The organism is Pseudomonas sp. TE12508 (assembly GCF_056279485.1).
Window position 1 is genome coordinate 110532 of record NZ_JBWCCN010000001.1, and the last position, 16658, is coordinate 127189.

Genomic DNA, 16658 nt, shown 5'->3' on the forward strand with positions numbered 1-16658 from the left:
GTGGGAGCGAGCCTGCTCGCGATGACGGCGGTACATTCAGCATAAATGTTGGCTGACCCGCCGCTATCGCGAGCAGGCTCGCTCCCACAAGGGCTGCAGTGTCCAAATCCTTAACTGGCTGGCATTGGCTAACGGGCCCCGATTTCACCGTCGGGGCTGAGCGCGTTCTCAACCAAGGACTTTTATGTCGCGTCGTATCTCCCCCGTCATACCCGGCTTCGGGCTGACGCTGGGCTACACCTTGGTGTACCTCAGCTTGATTGTGCTCATTCCACTGGCGGCGATGTTCGTGCATGCCGCTCAACTTACCTGGGAGCAGTTCTGGGCGATCATCTCGGCGCCACGGGTACTGGCGGCGTTGAAGCTGAGCTTCGGCACCGCGCTCTATGCCGCGATCATCAACGGCATCATTGGCACGCTGCTGGCCTGGGTGCTGGTGCGCTACACCTTCCCGGGACGAAAAGTCATCGACGCGATGATCGACCTGCCCTTTGCTTTGCCCACAGCGGTGGCCGGTATCGCGCTGACCGCGCTGTACACCCCCACCGGTCTGGTGGGTCAGTTCGCGGCGGACCTAGGTTTCAAGATCGCGTATACCCCCCTCGGCATCACCCTGGCGCTGACTTTTGTAACGCTTCCATTCGTAGTACGTACGGTACAGCCTGTACTGGCTGATATCCCGCGTGAAGTGGAGGAGGCGGCGGCTTGCCTGGGGGCGAAACCGTTACAGGTTTTCCGCCATATTCTGGTGCCGGCGCTGCTGCCAGCCTGGCTGACCGGTTTCGCTTTGGCCTTTGCCCGCGGGGTCGGCGAGTACGGTTCGGTGATTTTCATCGCCGGCAACATGCCAATGAAAACCGAAATTCTGCCGCTGCTGATCATGGTCAAACTCGACCAGTACGATTACACCGGCGCCACCTCCATTGGCGTACTGATGCTGGTGGTTTCCTTTGTCCTGTTGCTGCTGATCAACTTACTGCAGCGGCGCATCGAAACCCCATAAGGAGGCGCGAAAAATGTCCCAATCGTCTATTGCAGCAGCCTCCTCGAACGCCGCCCGCCGTGGCAGTGCCACGTCGCGGCGAGTCTTGATCGGCCTCGGCTGGCTGATCTTCGCGCTGTTTTTGTTGTTGCCGTTGTTCATCGTGGTGTCCCAAGGCCTGAAGCTGGGCCTGGGTGCGTTCTTCAATGCGATCTTCGAGCCGGACGCCTTGTCGGCGTTGAAACTCACCGTGATCGCGGTGCTGATCTCGGTGCCGCTGAACCTGGTGTTCGGTGTCAGCGCAGCGTGGTGCGTGAGTAAATACTCGTTCCGTGGCAAGAGCATGCTGGTGACGCTGATCGACTTGCCGTTCTCGGTGTCGCCGGTGATTGCCGGTCTGGTCTATGTATTGATGTTCGGCGCCCAGGGCCTGTTCGGCCCGTGGTTGCAGGATCATGACATCCAGATCGTCTTCGCCTTGCCGGGTATCGTGTTGGCGACGATTTTCGTCACCGTGCCGTTCGTCGCCCGTGAGCTGATCCCGCTGATGCAGGAACAAGGCACGCAGGAGGAAGAGGCCGCGCGCCTGCTCGGCGCCAATGGCTGGCAGATGTTCTGGCACGTCACCGTTCCCAATATCAAATGGGGCCTGATCTATGGCGTGGTGCTGTGCACGGCCAGGGCCATGGGTGAGTTCGGTGCGGTGTCGGTGGTTTCCGGGCACATTCGCGGGGTGACCAACACCCTGCCGCTGCACGTCGAGATCCTCTACAACGAATACAACCACGTGGCCGCGTTCGCCGTGGCGAGCCTGTTGCTGATCCTGGCGCTCTTCATCCTGCTGCTCAAGCAGTGGAGCGAAAACCGTATTAACCGCCTGCGCGCCAGCGCCGCGGAGGAATAAGTCATGTCGATCGAAGTGCGTAACGTCAGCAAGAACTTCCACGCGTTCAAGGCGCTGGACAACATCAGCCTGGACATTCAAAGCGGCGAGCTGGTGGCGTTGCTGGGGCCGTCCGGCTGCGGCAAGACCACGTTGCTGCGAATCATCGCCGGCCTGGAAACCCCGGATCAGGGCAACATCGTGTTCCATGGCGAAGACGTCTCCGGCCACGACGTGCGTGATCGCAATGTCGGTTTCGTGTTCCAGCACTACGCTCTGTTCCGGCACATGACGGTGTTCGACAACGTCGCGTTCGGCCTGCGCATGAAGCCGAAAAACCAACGCCCGAGCGAGAGCCAGATCGCGGTGAAAGTCCACGAACTGCTGAACATGGTGCAACTGGATTGGTTGGCCGATCGTTACCCGGAACAACTCTCCGGCGGCCAGCGTCAGCGCATCGCATTGGCCCGTGCCTTGGCGGTGGAGCCGAAAGTTTTGCTGCTCGACGAACCCTTCGGTGCGCTGGATGCCAAGGTCCGTAAAGAGCTGCGTCGCTGGCTTGCACGGCTGCACGAAGACATCAACCTGACCTCGGTGTTCGTGACTCACGACCAGGAAGAGGCGATGGAAGTCGCCGATCGTATCGTGGTGATGAACAAGGGCGTGATCGAGCAGATCGGCTCACCGGGTGACGTCTACGAAAACCCGGCCAGCGATTTCGTCTATCACTTCCTTGGCGACTCGAACCGTCTGCATTTGGGCGAAGACCGGCACGTGCTGTTCCGTCCACACGAAGTATCGCTGTCGCGGCATGAACTGGAAGACCACCATGCGGCCGAAGTGCGGGATATTCGTCCGCTGGGCGCGACTACGCGGGTGACACTGAAGGTCGAAGGCCAGAGCGAGCTGATCGAGGCTGAAGTGGTGAAAGACCACGACAGCCTGGTCGGATTGGCCAAGGGCGAGACGCTGTTCTTCAAACCGAAGGTCTGGCAGAAAGTCGCCAACATCTAAAATCAAAAGCATCGCGAGCAGGCTCGCTCCCACAGTGATTTGTGTCGTTCACAAATCCCCTGTGGGAGCGAGCCTGCTCGCGATGGCGTCTTACGTCGCTGCGTTTTTCTGACGCAAACGCACAGTACCCACCCGCGCCTCGATCTGCTCTTTCAGCTCATGCCGCAACCCCAGCAAAAACGCCAACTCAACCACCACGAACAGCGGCCCGACAATCAACCCCGTCACGTCATCGACAAACGCCGGTTTGCGTCCCTCGTAATAATGCCCGACAAACTGAATCGCCCACCCCACCACAAACATCCCGATGCCGCTGGCCAGCCAGACCAGCGTACTTTGCTGCGCGAGTACCTGACCCGCCCAAATGCACAGACCGAGCAACACGGTCATCAACACCCCAAGACGCACCTCCAGACGCAGGTAAAACCACGCCGATGCCATCGCGGCCAGCACTGCCGGCGAAATCCAGCCTGCGTCCCATTGCGGCCGCGACAGCAACACCGCAACCGCCACTACAATCAGCGGGATACCGATAAAGTGGCTGGCAATATTGCGCGGGTCACGGTGGTAGGCGGCGTATTGACTGAGATGGTCAACGAGGCTTTTCATTGTTATTCCTCCTGTAGGGTGATGGATGATGCCCCGGGTTTCATCTCTCGCTCTGTCAGCCAGGCGACAATCTCCAGGAGTTTTCATGGACATGCAGATTTGGCGTTCTCGCCTGGATACGGGGCAGTGGTTCAGTCATTTACCTGTTCCTTTACAGGATAGTCTGCTGACTGCGGCCCGGGTTCGGCGCCTGCCGTCGGGGCAACTGCTATTCAAACGCGGTGATCCGCCGTGCGGGCTGTATGCAGTGCTCGAAGGTTCGGTGCGCATTGGCGCGGTGAGCGAGCAGGGCAAGGAAGCGCTGCTGAGCCTGGTGGAAGCGCCGCACTGGTTCGGCGAAATCTGCCTGTTCGATGGCCAGCCGCGAACCCACGATGCCTACGCTGTCGGCCAGTGCATCCTGTTGCACATCCCGCAGGCGACGCTGCTGAAGTTGCTCGACCAACAACCGGTTTACTGGCGGCAACTGGCGTTGCTGATGAGCCACAAACTGCGCCTGACCTTCATCAACCTCGAACAGCTGAGTCTGATGCCTGCCCCGGCACGCTTGGCTCATCGCTTGCTGATGATCGCCGAGGGTTACGGTGAAATCGACCCGCCGCGCCGTGTTCTGCAACTGCCTCAGGAGCAACTGGCGTCGATGCTGTCGCTGTCGCGCCAGACCACCAACCAGCTCCTCAAGGATTTGCAGGGGCAAGGGATTCTGAATCTCAAGTATGGCGAGATCGAGATTCTGGATGCCGAGCGGTTGCGAGCATTGGTGGTGATTTGACGTGCACCTGTAGGATCTGCCGAAGGCTGCGATCTTTTGAAATCACCACGGTATTGATGGGCTTTATCCGCGAACGCGCCTAGCCTGTGACGACGACAATCGAGGTGTGCCATGCGTGTGTTGCTAGTGGAAGACGAACCCGAGACCGCCAGCCTCCTGGCCAAAGGCTTGAGCGAAGCGAGTTACGCGGTAGATGTGGCGCTCAATGGAATGGACGGCCGGCGCTTTATCGAATCCGGCGAATACGAACTGATCATCCTCGACGTGATGCTGCCGGGGCTCAACGGCTGGCAGTTGCTGCAACAGATCCGCAAGCTCGGCGATACGCCGGTGCTGCTCCTCACCACCAAGGATGGCATCGAAGATCGGCTGCGCGGGCTGGAATTGCATGAGGATGATTACCTGCTCAAGCCGTTTGCCGTCAGTGAACTGGTGAAGCGGGTGCGCAAGCTGTTGCGGCGGGATCGCGGGCGTTGAAGGCGAGATTGCCAGGAAATGAGCTAGACTTTGGCTTGGCGATGCATTAAATACGATGCATATACGCACTGTTTACCAATTTTGCACTGTATATGATGCGAGTGGTTCGAATGGAAAGCCTTGGAAAACTGATCAAAATACTGCGCAAAGAGCGAAAGATGTCTCAACAAGATCTGGCAAAGCAATATGGAATGAGCCGCGCCACGATTTCTGGTATCGAGAACAACACCGTCTCTGAAATCGGTATCCGCAAGATTGAAGCGATCTTGAACGGCTTCGGTTACGAACTGACGGCCGTACCCAGACAGTCGAAGCGTCCGACGCTGGATACCCTGAAAAAGGTGAACTTCCATGGCTGAGGGGCGTGTTGTGGACAGGCTGCACGTCAGTGTTTCCGGCACCATGGTAGGGGCCTTGGGGCGCGGACAGTCTGGTGTCGATTCAGTGTTTACCTATGCGCAGGAAGCACTGGAAGAAAATGCCGTCTCGCTGACCATGCCCGCTCGCCTTGAGAGCTACACCTGGGAGCGAGGTGTACCGCCGGTTTTTGAAATGAATCTGCCAGAAGGTCCTCTGCGCGATGAATTGGTTCGGCGCTTCAGCAAAGCGGTGCGAGGATTCGACGACTTCGCAATGCTGGCGATCGTTGGTCCGCATCAGCTGGGACGCGTGGGAATCGCAAATACGCTAAGTGCTAACGAGCCGCCCCCCGAAACCAGCCTTGCGGATCTTCTGGTTCATGATGGTGCTCAAGGGCTGTTCGATGACCTGCTGCACACCTATGGTCGGTACTCAGGCGTTTCGGGGGTTCAGCCAAAGGTGCTTGTGCGCGACAGTGCGACAATCATTGACCGCCTGACCCATCGAGGGGCAACGCATCTGGTCAAGTCCTTCCGTGCAGAGGAATACCCGGAGCTGGCCGCCAACGAGTACTTCTGCATGCGAGCCGCACTCCATTCGGGGCTTGAGGTGCCGAAGTTCGAACTCAGCGAACGGGGTAAATTTCTGATCGTCGAGCGCTTCGATCTGAATGACAAAGGCTATCTGGGTTTTGAGGATCTCTGCGTACTCAATGCCTGGCCTTCGAAGGCCAAATACGACGGTTCGTACGAAGGTGCTGCCAGGCAAATCAAGGAATTTGTCTCCCCGTCATTACTCAACCAGGCGCTTGAGTCTTTTTTCAAAATCGTTGCTCTTTCGTCCGGTTTGAAGAACGGCGATGCTCATCTCAAGAACTTCGGTGTGCTGTATGAACATTGTGGCGCTGATGCGCAAATCGGTTTGGCTCCGGCCTATGACATTGTTACGACTTCGGTCTACATCAAGGCCGACAGCATGGCGTTGCTGTTAGGCGGATCGAAGGCGTGGCCCAAGTACAAAATGCTGATGCGTTTTGGTCGGTCGGCCTGCAACCTGACAGAAGGGCGCTGCAATGAGCTGCTGCAACAGGTTGCTCACGGGATGGAAGTGGCAATGGGGGAGATGGCTCACTACATCAGGGCCAATAGCAGTTTTGCCGAGGTTGGCGATGCGATGATGGATCAGTGGAAATCAGGCCAAGCGCGCAGTTTGGTTAAAGGTTGAAATATGTGTGGCGTTGCGACGGATGCCTTCGCGGGCTGATCCCGTAGGAGCGAGGCTTGCCCGCGAAGAGGCCGGAAAACTCAAAACACCTCTCGGATCTGTCACTGCAACCCATCCCGAAACTGCCCCGGCGTCATTCCTGTCCAGCGTTTAAACGCGCGGCTGAAGCTGCTGGTGTCGGCGAACCCCAGCAGATAACTGATTTCGCCCAACGAGCACAGTGGGTCGCGCAGATGCAGCAGCGCCAGGTTCTCCCGGCTTTCATTGAGCAGCGTATCGAACCGACAACCTTCATCCGCCAAGTGCCGTTGCAGGCTGCGTAGACTCAAGTGCAGCGCCTGGGCGATGCAATCGGCCGACGGTTCACCTTCGGGTAATTGCTCTTCAATGGCGTCACGAACCTTGCGCTCCCAGGTCAGGGGTTTGAGTTGTGCCAGGGTGCGTTTGAGCACGGTTTCGTTGTGTTCGGCCAGTTCCGGGTTGGCATCGTCCAGGTGGCTGTCGAAATCCACCAGGGAGAATTCCAGTCGGTCTTCATCGGCGTTGAAATACACCGGCGAGCGGAACACTTTGTGCCATTGATGCGGGTCGGCAGGTTCCGGGCGGCGCAGGTAAACCGCCAGCGGAGCGTAGTCACGGCCCAGGCGATTGCGGCAGGTGCGCACGTAAATCGCCGCGAAGGCGTCGATGGCCTCGAAGGCTGGCGCGGGGTTGCCTTGGGGGATTTTCAGGCGGAAGTAGTAGCGATCCTCGGCGCGGATCAGTTCCAGATCCAGCGCGTCGCTGACCACTTGGTGATAACGCACGATGCGCTCGAAGACTTCCCGCAGGCTGGCACTGGCCACCAACGCATAACCCAGCGCATGAAAGGTGGTGGGGCTGACGAAACGCGACACCCGCAAGCCAATCGCCGGGTCACCGCTGACCTGCACCGCGATGTGCCACAGGCGTGTGGTGCCAGACAACGGGTAACGGGCGTTCGGGTCGTCCATCAACTGCGGGTCGAGCCCCGCCTGTCGGCACAGGGCGGTGCTGTCGAGCCCCAGCGCATCGAGCTGCTTGCGCAGTGCGCGGGTCCAGCTGGCGAGGGAGGTCGGTTCAGTCATGTTGATTGGCGCGTCCGGTCAACAGGTTGGCGTTCACGGCTACCGCTCTGTAAATCATCACAGGGCAGGATGCGAACATCAATAACCAGAGGATGGAAGCATGGACGGTACTTCTGCAAGTCCCCAGCGACTGAATGCAGCACAGCGATCAGCGCATATTCGCGAGGTGGTATTGGCCAAAGGCGTCGAACTGCGCCAGCGCTACCCGATTCTCAACCATCAGGACGCCTTGGGCGCGGGCATTCTGGTCTTCGCGTTGGTCGGGATGATCGGTTCTGCAGCGCTGTACATCACCGGGTACATGGCTTGGTGGGTATGCCTGTTGCTCAACGCGTTTTTCGCCTCGCTGACCCACGAGCTGGAGCATGACCTGATCCACAGCATGTATTTCCGCAAACAGCGGGTGCCGCACAACCTGATGATGGGCCTGGTATGGCTGGCGCGGCCGAGCACCATCAACCCGTGGATTCGCCGCCATTTGCACCTCAACCATCACAAGGTGTCCGGCACCGAAGCCGACATGGAAGAGCGGGCGATCACCAACGGTGAGCCGTGGGGAGTCGCGCGGCTATTGATGGTCGGCGACAACGTGATGTCGGCGTTCATCCGCATGCTGCGGGCCAAGACCCGGGCGCACAAGTTCAGCATCATCAAGCGTTTTCTGAAGGTTTACGCACCGCTGGCGCTGGTGCATTGGGGAGCGTGGTACGTGTTTCTCGGTTTTCACGCCGCCAACGGCATTGCGCATCTGCTGGGTGCGCCTATCGAATGGTCGGCGACTGCATTGGCGGTGATGCAGGTGATCGACATCGCTGCCGTGGTGATCATCGGCCCCAACGTGTTGCGCACGTTCTGCCTGCATTTTGTCAGCTCGAACATGCACTACTACGGTGATGTGGAGCCGGGGAATGTGATTCAGCAAACTCAGGTGTTGAACCCTTGGTGGATGTGGCCGTTGCAAGCATTCTGCTTCAACTTCGGCAGCAGCCACGGGATCCATCATTTTGTGGTGAAAGAGCCGTTTTACATCCGGCAGATGACCGTCCCGGTGGCGCACAAGGTGATGCGCGAGATGGGGGTGCGGTTCAATGATTTCGGCACGTTCGGGCGGGCGAACCGGTTTGTGCGCAAGGACACCACCGAGACGCAGGAGGTGCGTGCCGCTCAGGTTTGATGATGTAACCGGAAACTCAAATGCTGGTCATCAATTTGACCCAAAGGGACGATACGGTGTGACGCAAGCAGTGGTTCGCATATGCGATTTAGGCCTATTAAAGTAATTAAATATTCCTTTATCGGATAACCGTTTCAGCCAATTATCGCGTCACAGCGATGTTGATCAGCGCTAACAGATTTCGAGTTTCCGGGACCGTCTCCTTGGCAGGGTGCGGTCCCTTTTTTATTCCAGACAAATACCAAACCCTGTGGGCGCTTATGTGGCGAGGGGGCTTGCCCCCGTTGGGGTGCGAAGCGCCCCTAAATCAGTCCCCACGATTCTGAATTTGGAAAGTGGTGACTGGTTTTACGACTGCTTCGCAGTCGAACGGGGGCAAGCCCCCTCGCCACACAGGCTCGCTCCCACAGGTGATCGAATCAATATTCGATATGGGTATTAATAAATAGCTTCTTATTCCTTAACGAATATAACTCTCCTCCCTATACTCGGTCACGAACAGACACGCAGCAGGAGAGCTCCCCCATGCGCAACGAATCAATTCGCTACCTGATTGTGCCGGGCTGGCAAGGATCGCCAGAAGATCATTGGCAAACCCATTGGCAGAACAGCCTGCCAAACAGTGCGCGGGTGGAGCAGGCCGACTGGCTGACGCCTCGTCGTGAGGACTGGGTCGCGGCACTGGCCGAGGCGATTGCCGCCGACAGCACGCCAGTGATTCTGATCGCCCACAGTCTGGGCTGCATCACCGTCGCCCATTGGGCGGCCACGGCGCCACTGAATTTTCTGCGCCAGGTGCGTGGTGCTTTGCTGGTCGCGCCAGCGGACGTTGAGCGTCCGGCCTGTGCACCGGCCTTGCGTAACTTTGCACCGATCCCGACTCATTTGCTGCCATTCCCGAGCCAGGTCGTCAGCTCCGACAACGACAGTGCAGTGAGTGCGCCACGAGCGCTTGAACTGGCACGTAACTGGGGCGCCGAGGCGGGGATTTTATCGGGGGCTGGGCACATCAACGTGAAGTCCGGTCACCAGCGCTGGGAGCAAGGTTTTGCGTACCTCTATCGTCTGCAAAATCGCATGGAACAGCACGCCCTGCGTCGCGCTTGAACCCTTTATTTTTTTAAAAAAAACGCCCCCGCCTCCCGGCGGTTTTGGGGCGGGAGTCTGCCATGAGCCTGCATGAAACCTTCGGTCAGCCGCTGCTGACCTTTCCTGACGCGGAAAAAAGCCCGCTGAGCATTCGCGCCAAGGCGTTGGTGTTCGTCGATCCGCGTTCCCGGCAGTTGCGCCAGGAGCTGGAACAACTGGCGCCACGTTCGATCTCGGTATTGATTCGTGGTGAAACCGGTAGCGGTAAAGAACTGCTGGCGCGGCACATCCATCGCGCCAGTGATCGTGGTGGATTGTTCGTATCAGTCAATTGCGGGGCGATCAGCCCGACCTACGCCGACGCTGAACTGTTCGGCTATGCCGCCGGCAGTTACAGCGGTTCGGCCAGCAGTCGCGCTGGCTGGTTCGGTTCGGCCAATGGCGGCACGCTCTATCTGGACGAGATCGGCGACTTGCCGTTGCCAATCCAGATCAAGCTGCTCGCAGCCCTGGAAAACCACGAAGTCACTCGCGTTGGCGCTCAGCAGCCAAGCCCGGTGGACGTACGTCTGGTGGCCGCCACCAGCATCGATCTGGCTCAGGCCGTGGCTGCCGGAAAATTCCATGAGCGGCTCTATCACTACCTCAGTGAAGGCCAACTCGAACTGCCGGCCTTGCGCGAACGGGTGGGTGATATTTTGTCGCTGGCCGAATACTTCCTAGGCATCTACAGCCAACGCCTCGATCTGCCGGTGCCATTGATCAGCGAAGCCGCACAGCATCTGCTGGAGCAGCACAGTTGGCCGGGCAACACCCGGGAGCTGGAGAACGTCATCCACTTTGCGTTGTTGGTGAGTACCGGCGATGAGATTTTGCCGGAGCATTTGAATTTGCCCGAGGCATCGGTATCGCTGCTTCAGATCGAGCAGCAACTCAAAAAAATCCTCGGAAACGGGTCCGCCGCCGAGAAAGATGCCTTGAAACAACTGCTCAAAGCCACCGGGCTTGTGTAGGAGCTGGCGCAGCCTGCGATCTTTTGATCTTGATTTTCGGTGCCTTTGAAATCGCCAAATCAAACGATCGCAGCCTTCGGCAGCTCCTACATCGGGCGTGGCGGTTGTATGAATAAAATGGAATATGAAAGTGAATAAAAGATATTGTTCGGGAATAAAAAATCCCGGTATTGTCCGCGTCACGCCAGCGATAGCACATCACTGGCACTCGTACTAATTAGCCGTCGTCGATGATGGCCGCGAATTTCGATAAGGACACTGCATGAAAAAGGTTCTGTTGTTTACCGCATTGGCGGCTGCCCTGACTGCGGGCCTGACCCAGGCTGGCGAGAAACTGGTGGTTGCGGCGACGCCGATTCCACATGCCGAGATTCTTGAATTGATCAAGCCAACCCTCGCCAAAGAAGGCGTGGACCTGGAAATCAAAGTCTTCACCGACTACGTTCAGCCGAACGTGCAGGTCGACCAGAAGCGTCTGGACGCCAACTACTTCCAGACCCTGCCGTACCTGAAAAACTTCAACGAAGGCAAAGGCACTAACCTGGTGACCGTGATCGGCGTGCATGTCGAACCCTTCGGCGGCTACTCGAAGAAAGTCAAAAGCCTGGCTGAGCTGAAAGACGGCGCAACCATCGCCATCCCGAACGAAGGCAGCAACAGTGGCCGTGCCCTGATCCTGCTGCAGAAGGCTGGCCTGATCGAGTTGAAAGACCCGAAAAACGCTGTGGCCACACCGAAAGACATCGCCAAGAACCCGCACAACTTCAAGTTCAAGGAGCTGGAATCGGCCATGCTGCCGCGTGTTCTGGACCAGGTCGACCTGGACATGATCAACACCAACTACGCGCTGGACGCGGGTCTGAACCCGGCTAAAGATGCGCTGGTGATCGAAGGTGCCGATTCGCCTTACGTGAACTTCCTGGTGGCGCGTCCAGACAACAAGGACAGCGTTGCCATCCAGAAACTGGCCAAGGCCCTGACCAGCCCGGAAGTGAAGGCATTCATCGCCAAGAAGTACAGCGGCGCGGTACTGCCGGCGTTCTGATCGACCGCAGTCTCAACCCCTTCAAGGTTTCAACGCCGACGGCTGATATAGCGTCGGCGTTTTTTATTACGCCAAGATCAAAAGATCGCAGCCTCGTTTCACTCGACAGCTCCTACATTGAAATGCATATCCCTGTAGGAGCTGTCGAGTGAAACGAGGCTGCGATCTTTTGCTTTAAAGTTTCAGGCCACCCGCGCCTTCAGCGCCTTGCGCAACGCCACCAGCAATTTCACGATGTCTTGCGGATCCAGCCGCTGCGGCACGTTTACGTCAGCCATTTTTCTCTTCCTTGTGATGGTTCGGCCGGGAGTCTGGCCAAAAGCTGCACGTCCTTGGAGGGGTATTTTGAAAAAAAGATCCTTCCTACAGCACAAAGAAAAATAGTCGTCTTCCCCAGTCTCGGCAAATCCGCAGGATAGTCTTTTGCGTGATATCAATATGCTTTAACGGTATTTAAATTCTTCTTTTTATACCTTTAAAGTCGGTGCCTGCCGGGTGGTTATCCACTGCCCATGGACTGCGCCATCGTCGCTTACCGAGCGGCGTACAGGATGTTCAATGACTTTCGATTACGCGTTTATCCTCAGCACCCTGCCGGCGTTTCTCAAAGCCGTGGGCGTGACGCTGCAGGTCGGCTTTATCGCCATCGGCACTTCGTTGCTGGTGGCGCTGATCAACGCGACGATTCTGGTGTTTCGCACACCCTACCTGCAACGCCTGGTCGGGCTGTACGTGGAACTGGCGCGCAACACGCCACTGCTGATTCAGTTGTTCTTCGTCTACTTCGCCTTGCCGGCGCTGGGCATCAAAGTCTCGGGCTTCGCGGCGGCGATCATCACCATGACTTTCCTTGGCGGCGCCTACCTCACCGAAGTCCTGCGTGCCGGCGTGGATGCGGTGCCTCAGGCGCAACTTGAGTCCGGCCGCTCCATTGGTCTGTCCCACGGGCAATTGCTGCGCTACGTGATCCTGCCGCAAGCCGGCATCCTCAGCCTGCCATCGCTGTTCGCCAACTTCATTTTCCTGCTCAAGGAAACCACCGTGGTCTCGGCGGTGGCGGTGCCGGAGATTCTCTACACCACTAAAAGCTACATCGCGCTCTATTACAAAACCTACGAGATGCTCGCCGTGCTGACGCTGATTTGCGTGCTGCTGTTTTTGCCGTTGTCGTTGCTGCTCAGCCGTCTGGAAAGGAGGCTCCAGCATGGCCAGTTCGGGTCTTGAATTGCTATGGGTGTCGTTGCCGCAACTGGGCAAAGGCGCTGCGCAAACCCTGTCGATCTCTTTTTTGAGCATCGTCATCAGCACCGTCGGCGGCGTGCTCTACGGCGTGTTGCGCACGCTGAATTCGAAATGGCTGAACGCGGTTCTGCGGGTCTATCTGGAACTGTTCCGGGCAATCCCGGTGCTGGTCTGGCTGTATTTGCTGTTCTTCGGCCTGCCGATCTTTTTTGGGCTGAGCATTCCGAGCTTCTGGTGCGCGGTGCTGGTGTTGTCGCTATGGGGCGCCAGCGAAGTCGGTGAAGTGGTGCGCGGCGCGTTGCATTCGTTGCCGCGCGGCCAGCGTGAGGCGGGGTTGTCGATTGGCCTGGATGGCCCGCAACTCTACGGCTACGTGCTGCTACCTCAAGCGCTGAAACGCATGACGCCGCCGACCATCAACGTCTACACGCGCATCATCAAAACCAGTTCCCTGGCGGTGCTGATCGGCGTGGTGGATGTGATCAAGGTCGGTCAGCAGATCATCGAACGTACCTACGAATCGGTGCTGATCTACGGCGCGCTATTTCTGTTCTTCTTTTTCATCTGCTACCCGCTGTCGGCCGCTTCACGCGTGCTGGAGCGGCGCTGGACGCAAGCATGAGTGCATTGATCGAGTTCAAGGGTTTCAACAAGTTTTTCGGCGAGCAGCAGGTGCTCAACGGCATCGACCTGCAGGTGAAACAGGGCGAGGTGATCGTCATCCTCGGCCCCAGCGGCTGTGGCAAAAGCACCTTGCTGCGCTGCCTCAACGGCCTGGAAGTCGCTCACAGCGGCAGCTTGAATTTTGCCGGGCGCGAGTTGCTGGACAAGGGCACCGACTGGCGCGAAGTGCGTCAGCAGATCGGCATGGTGTTCCAGAGCTACCACCTGTTCCCGCACATGAGTGTGCTCGACAACCTGTTGCTCGGCCCACTCAAGGTGCAGAAACGCGAACGCCGTGAAGCCCGCGCACAGGCCGAGGCTTTGCTGGAGCGCGTGGGTCTATTGGACAAGCGCGACGCCTTTCCGCGCCAGCTCTCCGGCGGCCAGCAGCAACGCATCGCTATCGTCCGTTCGCTGTGCATGAACCCCAAGGTCATGCTCTTCGACGAAGTCACCGCCGCCCTCGATCCGGAAATGGTCAAGGAAGTGCTCGAAGTGATTCAGGGCCTGGCCCGCGAGGGCATGACCCTGCTGATCGTCACCCATGAAATGGCCTTCGCCCGCGCGGTGGCCGACCGCATTGTGTTCATGGATGCCGGGCGCATTCTTGAGCAACACCCCCCCGAGATTTTCTTTACGAACCCGCAAACCGCACGAGCGCAGCAGTTCCTGGAGAAGTTCTCCTACGTCGCCGCACTACCCAAAACGACTCAAACAAAGGAATTGGAACTGTCATGAAAACTGCCAAGTCTTCTCTGCTGCTGCTGCTGCTGCTCCCGCTGTTCGGCCTGGCGCTGCTCGCCGGCTGCAACAAAACCGAAGAACCGACAAAGCCGAAAGCCGCCAGCGTCAGCACCGCACCGGCTGGTTATCTGGAAAAAATCAAAGCCCGGGACAAGCTGATCGTCGGCGTCTTCACTGATAAACCGCCGTTCGGTTTTGTCGATGAGGCCGGGCGCTACGTGGGGTTCGATACCGACATTGGTCGTCAATTCGCCAAGGATCTGTTGGGCGATGAGAACAAAGTGGAGTTTGTTGCGGTGGAGCCGGCGAGCCGGATTCCGTTCCTGCAAAGCGACAAGGTCGACCTGATCCTGGCCAACATGACCGTCACTCCGGAGCGCAAGGACGCAGTGGACTTCACCAACCCGAACCTCAAGGTTGCGGTGCAGGCACTGGTGCCGCAGGCGAGTTCGGTGAAGAACCTTGATGACCTGGCGACCCGCACCACCATCGTGACCACGGGCACCACGGCGGATATCTGGCTGACCAAGAATCATCCGGACTGGAAACTGCTGAAGTTCGAGAAAAACTCCGAGTCTTTGCAAGCCCTGGCCAATGGTCGCGGCGACGCTTATGCGCAGGACAACCTGGTGCTGTTCAGCTGGGCCAAGCAGAACCCGGGTTACCGCGTGCTGGAGGAAAAACTGGGTGCCGAAGCACCGATCGCTCCGGCGGTGAAGAAGGGCAATATCGAACTGCGCGACTGGGTGAATGTGGAGTTGGCGAAGTTGGGCGAGGAAAAGTTTCTGCTCAAGCTGTACGACCAGTATGTGCGTAAAGAATTGAGCGATGACACCAAGCCTGAGAGCGTGATTGTCGAGGGTGGGAAGTGGCAGGGGTGATTTGCTTCAGATGATCGTTCCCACGCTCTGCGTGGGAATGCCTCTCGGGACGCTCGGCGTCCCTGCGGCTGTGACGCAGAGCTCACTGGCTGCATTCCCACGCAGAGCGTGGGAACGATCAGTGTGTCTCAATCCGGCCAATACCACGCCGGCTCATCCAGCATCCGCTGCCCGACTATCCCGGTCTGGCCGAAATCCTTCTCCAGCACAATGCAATTGCATTCCGGGTCTTGCTGCAGCGCCGAGATCAACCGCCGCGCATGAGACACCACCCACACCTGACACTGTTCGGACGCTCGAATGATCAACCGCGCCAACGCCGGCAGCAGGTCTGGATGCAGACTGGTTTCCGGCTCGTTCAACACCATCAACGTCGGCGGCCGAGGAGTCAGCAACGCCGCAACCAGCAACAAATAGCGCAACGTCCCATCCGATAACTCGGCGGCGGACAACGGCCGCAACAACCCTTCCTGATAGAACTCGATCGCAAACCGCCCACCCTGCAGCGGTGCGATATTCAGTGTCGCGCCGGGGAACGCATCGCTGATTGCCGCCTGCAATGCTTCGGGATCGCCGATTTCGCGGATGGTCTGTAACGCTGCGGCGAGGTCGCGACCGTCGTGGTGCAACACTGGCGTGCGGGTGCCCAGTTGCGGTTGGCGCACTGGCGCGTCGGCGTCGCTGCGAAAGTGGTCGTAGAAGCGCCAGCGGCGGATGAACTCACGCAGCTGCAAGACTTCCGGCGAGGTGCGCAAGCTACCGACCTGATCGAACAGGCTGTCGAAGTTCGGCGTGTGCTGCGCCAGTACTTCCCAGCCGCGACCGACCCGAGCGCGGATCAGCGGGCCATCGCGATCCACCAACAGGCTGGCCGGTCGATAGAACGGCCCGGACCAGATGCATTCCTTTTTGATTTCCGGGTCCAGAGAAAACTCGGAATGACTTGGCTCTGGCAGGCCCAGCGCGATCGAGTAGCTGAAATCTTCACCGGCAAACCCCAGACGCAGGCGTTTGGCGCCGTGTCGCACGGTCGCCTGGATCGGGACTTCACCATTGCGCATGCGTCGGGTGATGTTTTCCGGACCTGCCCAGAACGTCGAATCCAGCCCACCCTCGCGTGCCAACGCATTGACCACCCCGCCCTGAGCGGTTTCCGCCAGCAGGCGCAAGGCGCGGTAGAGATTGGATTTGCCGCTGCCGTTGGGGCCGGTGATCAGGTTCAACCGGCCAAGCGGAATCACCAATTTATTGATCGAGCGGTAATTGGCTACCGCTAGGGTTTTGAGCATGAGTTCCTCATTGATCGTTCCCACGCTCCGCGTGGGAATGCATCCCGTGACGCTCCGCGTCACAGTGGACGCAGAGCGTCCATGGCGGCGT

At 58.4% G+C, this 16658-nt stretch carries 18 protein-coding genes; 15 read left to right on the forward strand and 3 right to left on the reverse strand.

Features of this window, described 5'->3' with window-relative positions; all coding sequences use genetic code 11:
* Window positions 1–184: 184 nt before the first annotated feature.
* The 3 genes from cysT to ACZ9IM_RS00440 are packed head-to-tail and all read left to right on the forward strand — an operon-like array spanning window position 185 to window position 2879.
* A complete protein-coding gene (gene cysT / locus ACZ9IM_RS00430; protein WP_008068641.1) occupies window positions 185–1003 on the forward strand; it encodes a sulfate ABC transporter permease subunit CysT in 819 nt (272 codons plus the stop codon).
* A 13-nt stretch (window positions 1004–1016) separates the two neighbouring features.
* Window positions 1017–1886 carry a sulfate ABC transporter permease subunit CysW gene (gene cysW, locus ACZ9IM_RS00435; protein WP_476223164.1) on the forward strand — a complete coding sequence of 290 codons (870 nt, stop codon included), beginning with the start codon at window positions 1017–1019 and terminating at the stop codon, window positions 1884–1886.
* A gap of 3 nt (window positions 1887–1889) precedes the next feature.
* A complete protein-coding gene (locus ACZ9IM_RS00440) occupies window positions 1890–2879 on the forward strand; it encodes a sulfate/molybdate ABC transporter ATP-binding protein (RefSeq protein ID WP_008068645.1) in 990 nt (329 codons plus the stop codon).
* A 90-nt stretch (window positions 2880–2969) separates the two neighbouring features.
* Here ACZ9IM_RS00440 and ACZ9IM_RS00445 read toward each other — a convergent pair whose 3' ends face one another.
* Entirely contained in the window at window positions 2970–3488 is a 519-nt protein-coding gene (locus tag ACZ9IM_RS00445) for an Mpo1 family 2-hydroxy fatty acid dioxygenase (protein ID WP_476223165.1), read from the reverse strand.
* A gap of 85 nt (window positions 3489–3573) precedes the next feature.
* Here ACZ9IM_RS00445 and ACZ9IM_RS00450 point away from each other — a divergent pair, with 85 nt between their 5' ends.
* The 4 genes from ACZ9IM_RS00450 (at window position 3574) to ACZ9IM_RS00465 (ending at window position 6321) form a co-directional block, all read left to right on the forward strand.
* A complete protein-coding gene (locus ACZ9IM_RS00450) occupies window positions 3574–4260 on the forward strand; it encodes a Crp/Fnr family transcriptional regulator (RefSeq protein WP_476223166.1) in 687 nt (228 codons plus the stop codon).
* A gap of 111 nt (window positions 4261–4371) precedes the next feature.
* Complete coding sequence (locus ACZ9IM_RS00455; protein WP_030131593.1) at window positions 4372–4737, forward strand: response regulator; 366 nt, start codon at window positions 4372–4374, stop codon at window positions 4735–4737.
* Window positions 4738–4847: 110 nt separating this feature from the next.
* The gene (locus ACZ9IM_RS00460) at window positions 4848–5096 is read left to right on the forward strand and encodes a helix-turn-helix domain-containing protein (protein WP_476223167.1); all 249 of its coding nucleotides are present in this window, start codon (window positions 4848–4850) and stop codon (window positions 5094–5096) included.
* The gene (locus ACZ9IM_RS00465) at window positions 5089–6321 is read left to right on the forward strand and encodes a type II toxin-antitoxin system HipA family toxin (protein WP_476223168.1); all 1233 of its coding nucleotides are present in this window, start codon (window positions 5089–5091) and stop codon (window positions 6319–6321) included. The genes ACZ9IM_RS00460 and ACZ9IM_RS00465 overlap by 8 nt, the downstream gene beginning before the upstream one ends.
* Before the next feature lie 101 nt (window positions 6322–6422).
* Here the strand turns inward: ACZ9IM_RS00465 and ACZ9IM_RS00470 are convergent, their stop codons facing one another.
* A complete protein-coding gene (locus ACZ9IM_RS00470) occupies window positions 6423–7427 on the reverse strand; it encodes an AraC family transcriptional regulator (RefSeq protein ID WP_476223169.1) in 1005 nt (334 codons plus the stop codon).
* Window positions 7428–7527: 100 nt separating this feature from the next.
* Here ACZ9IM_RS00470 and ACZ9IM_RS00475 point away from each other — a divergent pair, with 100 nt between their 5' ends.
* The 8 genes from ACZ9IM_RS00475 to ACZ9IM_RS00510 all read left to right on the forward strand — a co-directional run bounded on the left by ACZ9IM_RS00475 (window position 7528) and on the right by ACZ9IM_RS00510 (window position 15278).
* Complete coding sequence (locus tag ACZ9IM_RS00475; protein ID WP_476223170.1) at window positions 7528–8601, forward strand: fatty acid desaturase; 1074 nt, start codon at window positions 7528–7530, stop codon at window positions 8599–8601.
* A 525-nt stretch (window positions 8602–9126) separates the two neighbouring features.
* Entirely contained in the window at window positions 9127–9708 is a 582-nt protein-coding gene (locus tag ACZ9IM_RS00480) for an alpha/beta hydrolase (protein ID WP_008009598.1), read from the forward strand.
* A gap of 62 nt (window positions 9709–9770) precedes the next feature.
* Window positions 9771–10703: a sigma 54-interacting transcriptional regulator gene (locus ACZ9IM_RS00485; RefSeq protein WP_476223171.1), complete on the forward strand. Its 933-nt coding sequence runs from the start codon at window positions 9771–9773 to the stop codon at window positions 10701–10703.
* A 262-nt stretch (window positions 10704–10965) separates the two neighbouring features.
* Window positions 10966–11748: a MetQ/NlpA family ABC transporter substrate-binding protein gene (locus ACZ9IM_RS00490; RefSeq protein WP_476223172.1), complete on the forward strand. Its 783-nt coding sequence runs from the start codon at window positions 10966–10968 to the stop codon at window positions 11746–11748.
* Between the two features lie 558 nt (window positions 11749–12306).
* Entirely contained in the window at window positions 12307–12972 is a 666-nt protein-coding gene (locus ACZ9IM_RS00495; RefSeq protein ID WP_007941049.1) for an amino acid ABC transporter permease, read from the forward strand.
* Window positions 12953–13612 carry an amino acid ABC transporter permease gene (locus ACZ9IM_RS00500; protein WP_476223173.1) on the forward strand — a complete coding sequence of 220 codons (660 nt, stop codon included), beginning with the start codon at window positions 12953–12955 and terminating at the stop codon, window positions 13610–13612. Before ACZ9IM_RS00495 ends, ACZ9IM_RS00500 begins: the two co-directional genes overlap by 20 nt.
* Window positions 13609–14391 carry an amino acid ABC transporter ATP-binding protein gene (locus ACZ9IM_RS00505; RefSeq protein ID WP_427624204.1) on the forward strand — a complete coding sequence of 261 codons (783 nt, stop codon included), beginning with the start codon at window positions 13609–13611 and terminating at the stop codon, window positions 14389–14391. The genes ACZ9IM_RS00500 and ACZ9IM_RS00505 overlap by 4 nt, the downstream gene beginning before the upstream one ends.
* Complete coding sequence (locus ACZ9IM_RS00510; protein WP_476223174.1) at window positions 14388–15278, forward strand: transporter substrate-binding domain-containing protein; 891 nt, start codon at window positions 14388–14390, stop codon at window positions 15276–15278. The genes ACZ9IM_RS00505 and ACZ9IM_RS00510 overlap by 4 nt, the downstream gene beginning before the upstream one ends.
* Before the next feature lie 128 nt (window positions 15279–15406).
* Here the strand turns inward: ACZ9IM_RS00510 and ACZ9IM_RS00515 are convergent, their stop codons facing one another.
* Window positions 15407–16567 (reverse strand): AAA family ATPase, encoded by a 1161-nt coding sequence (locus ACZ9IM_RS00515; RefSeq protein WP_427624205.1) that lies wholly within the window; start codon window positions 16565–16567, stop codon window positions 15407–15409.
* Window positions 16568–16658: the final 91 nt, after the last annotated feature.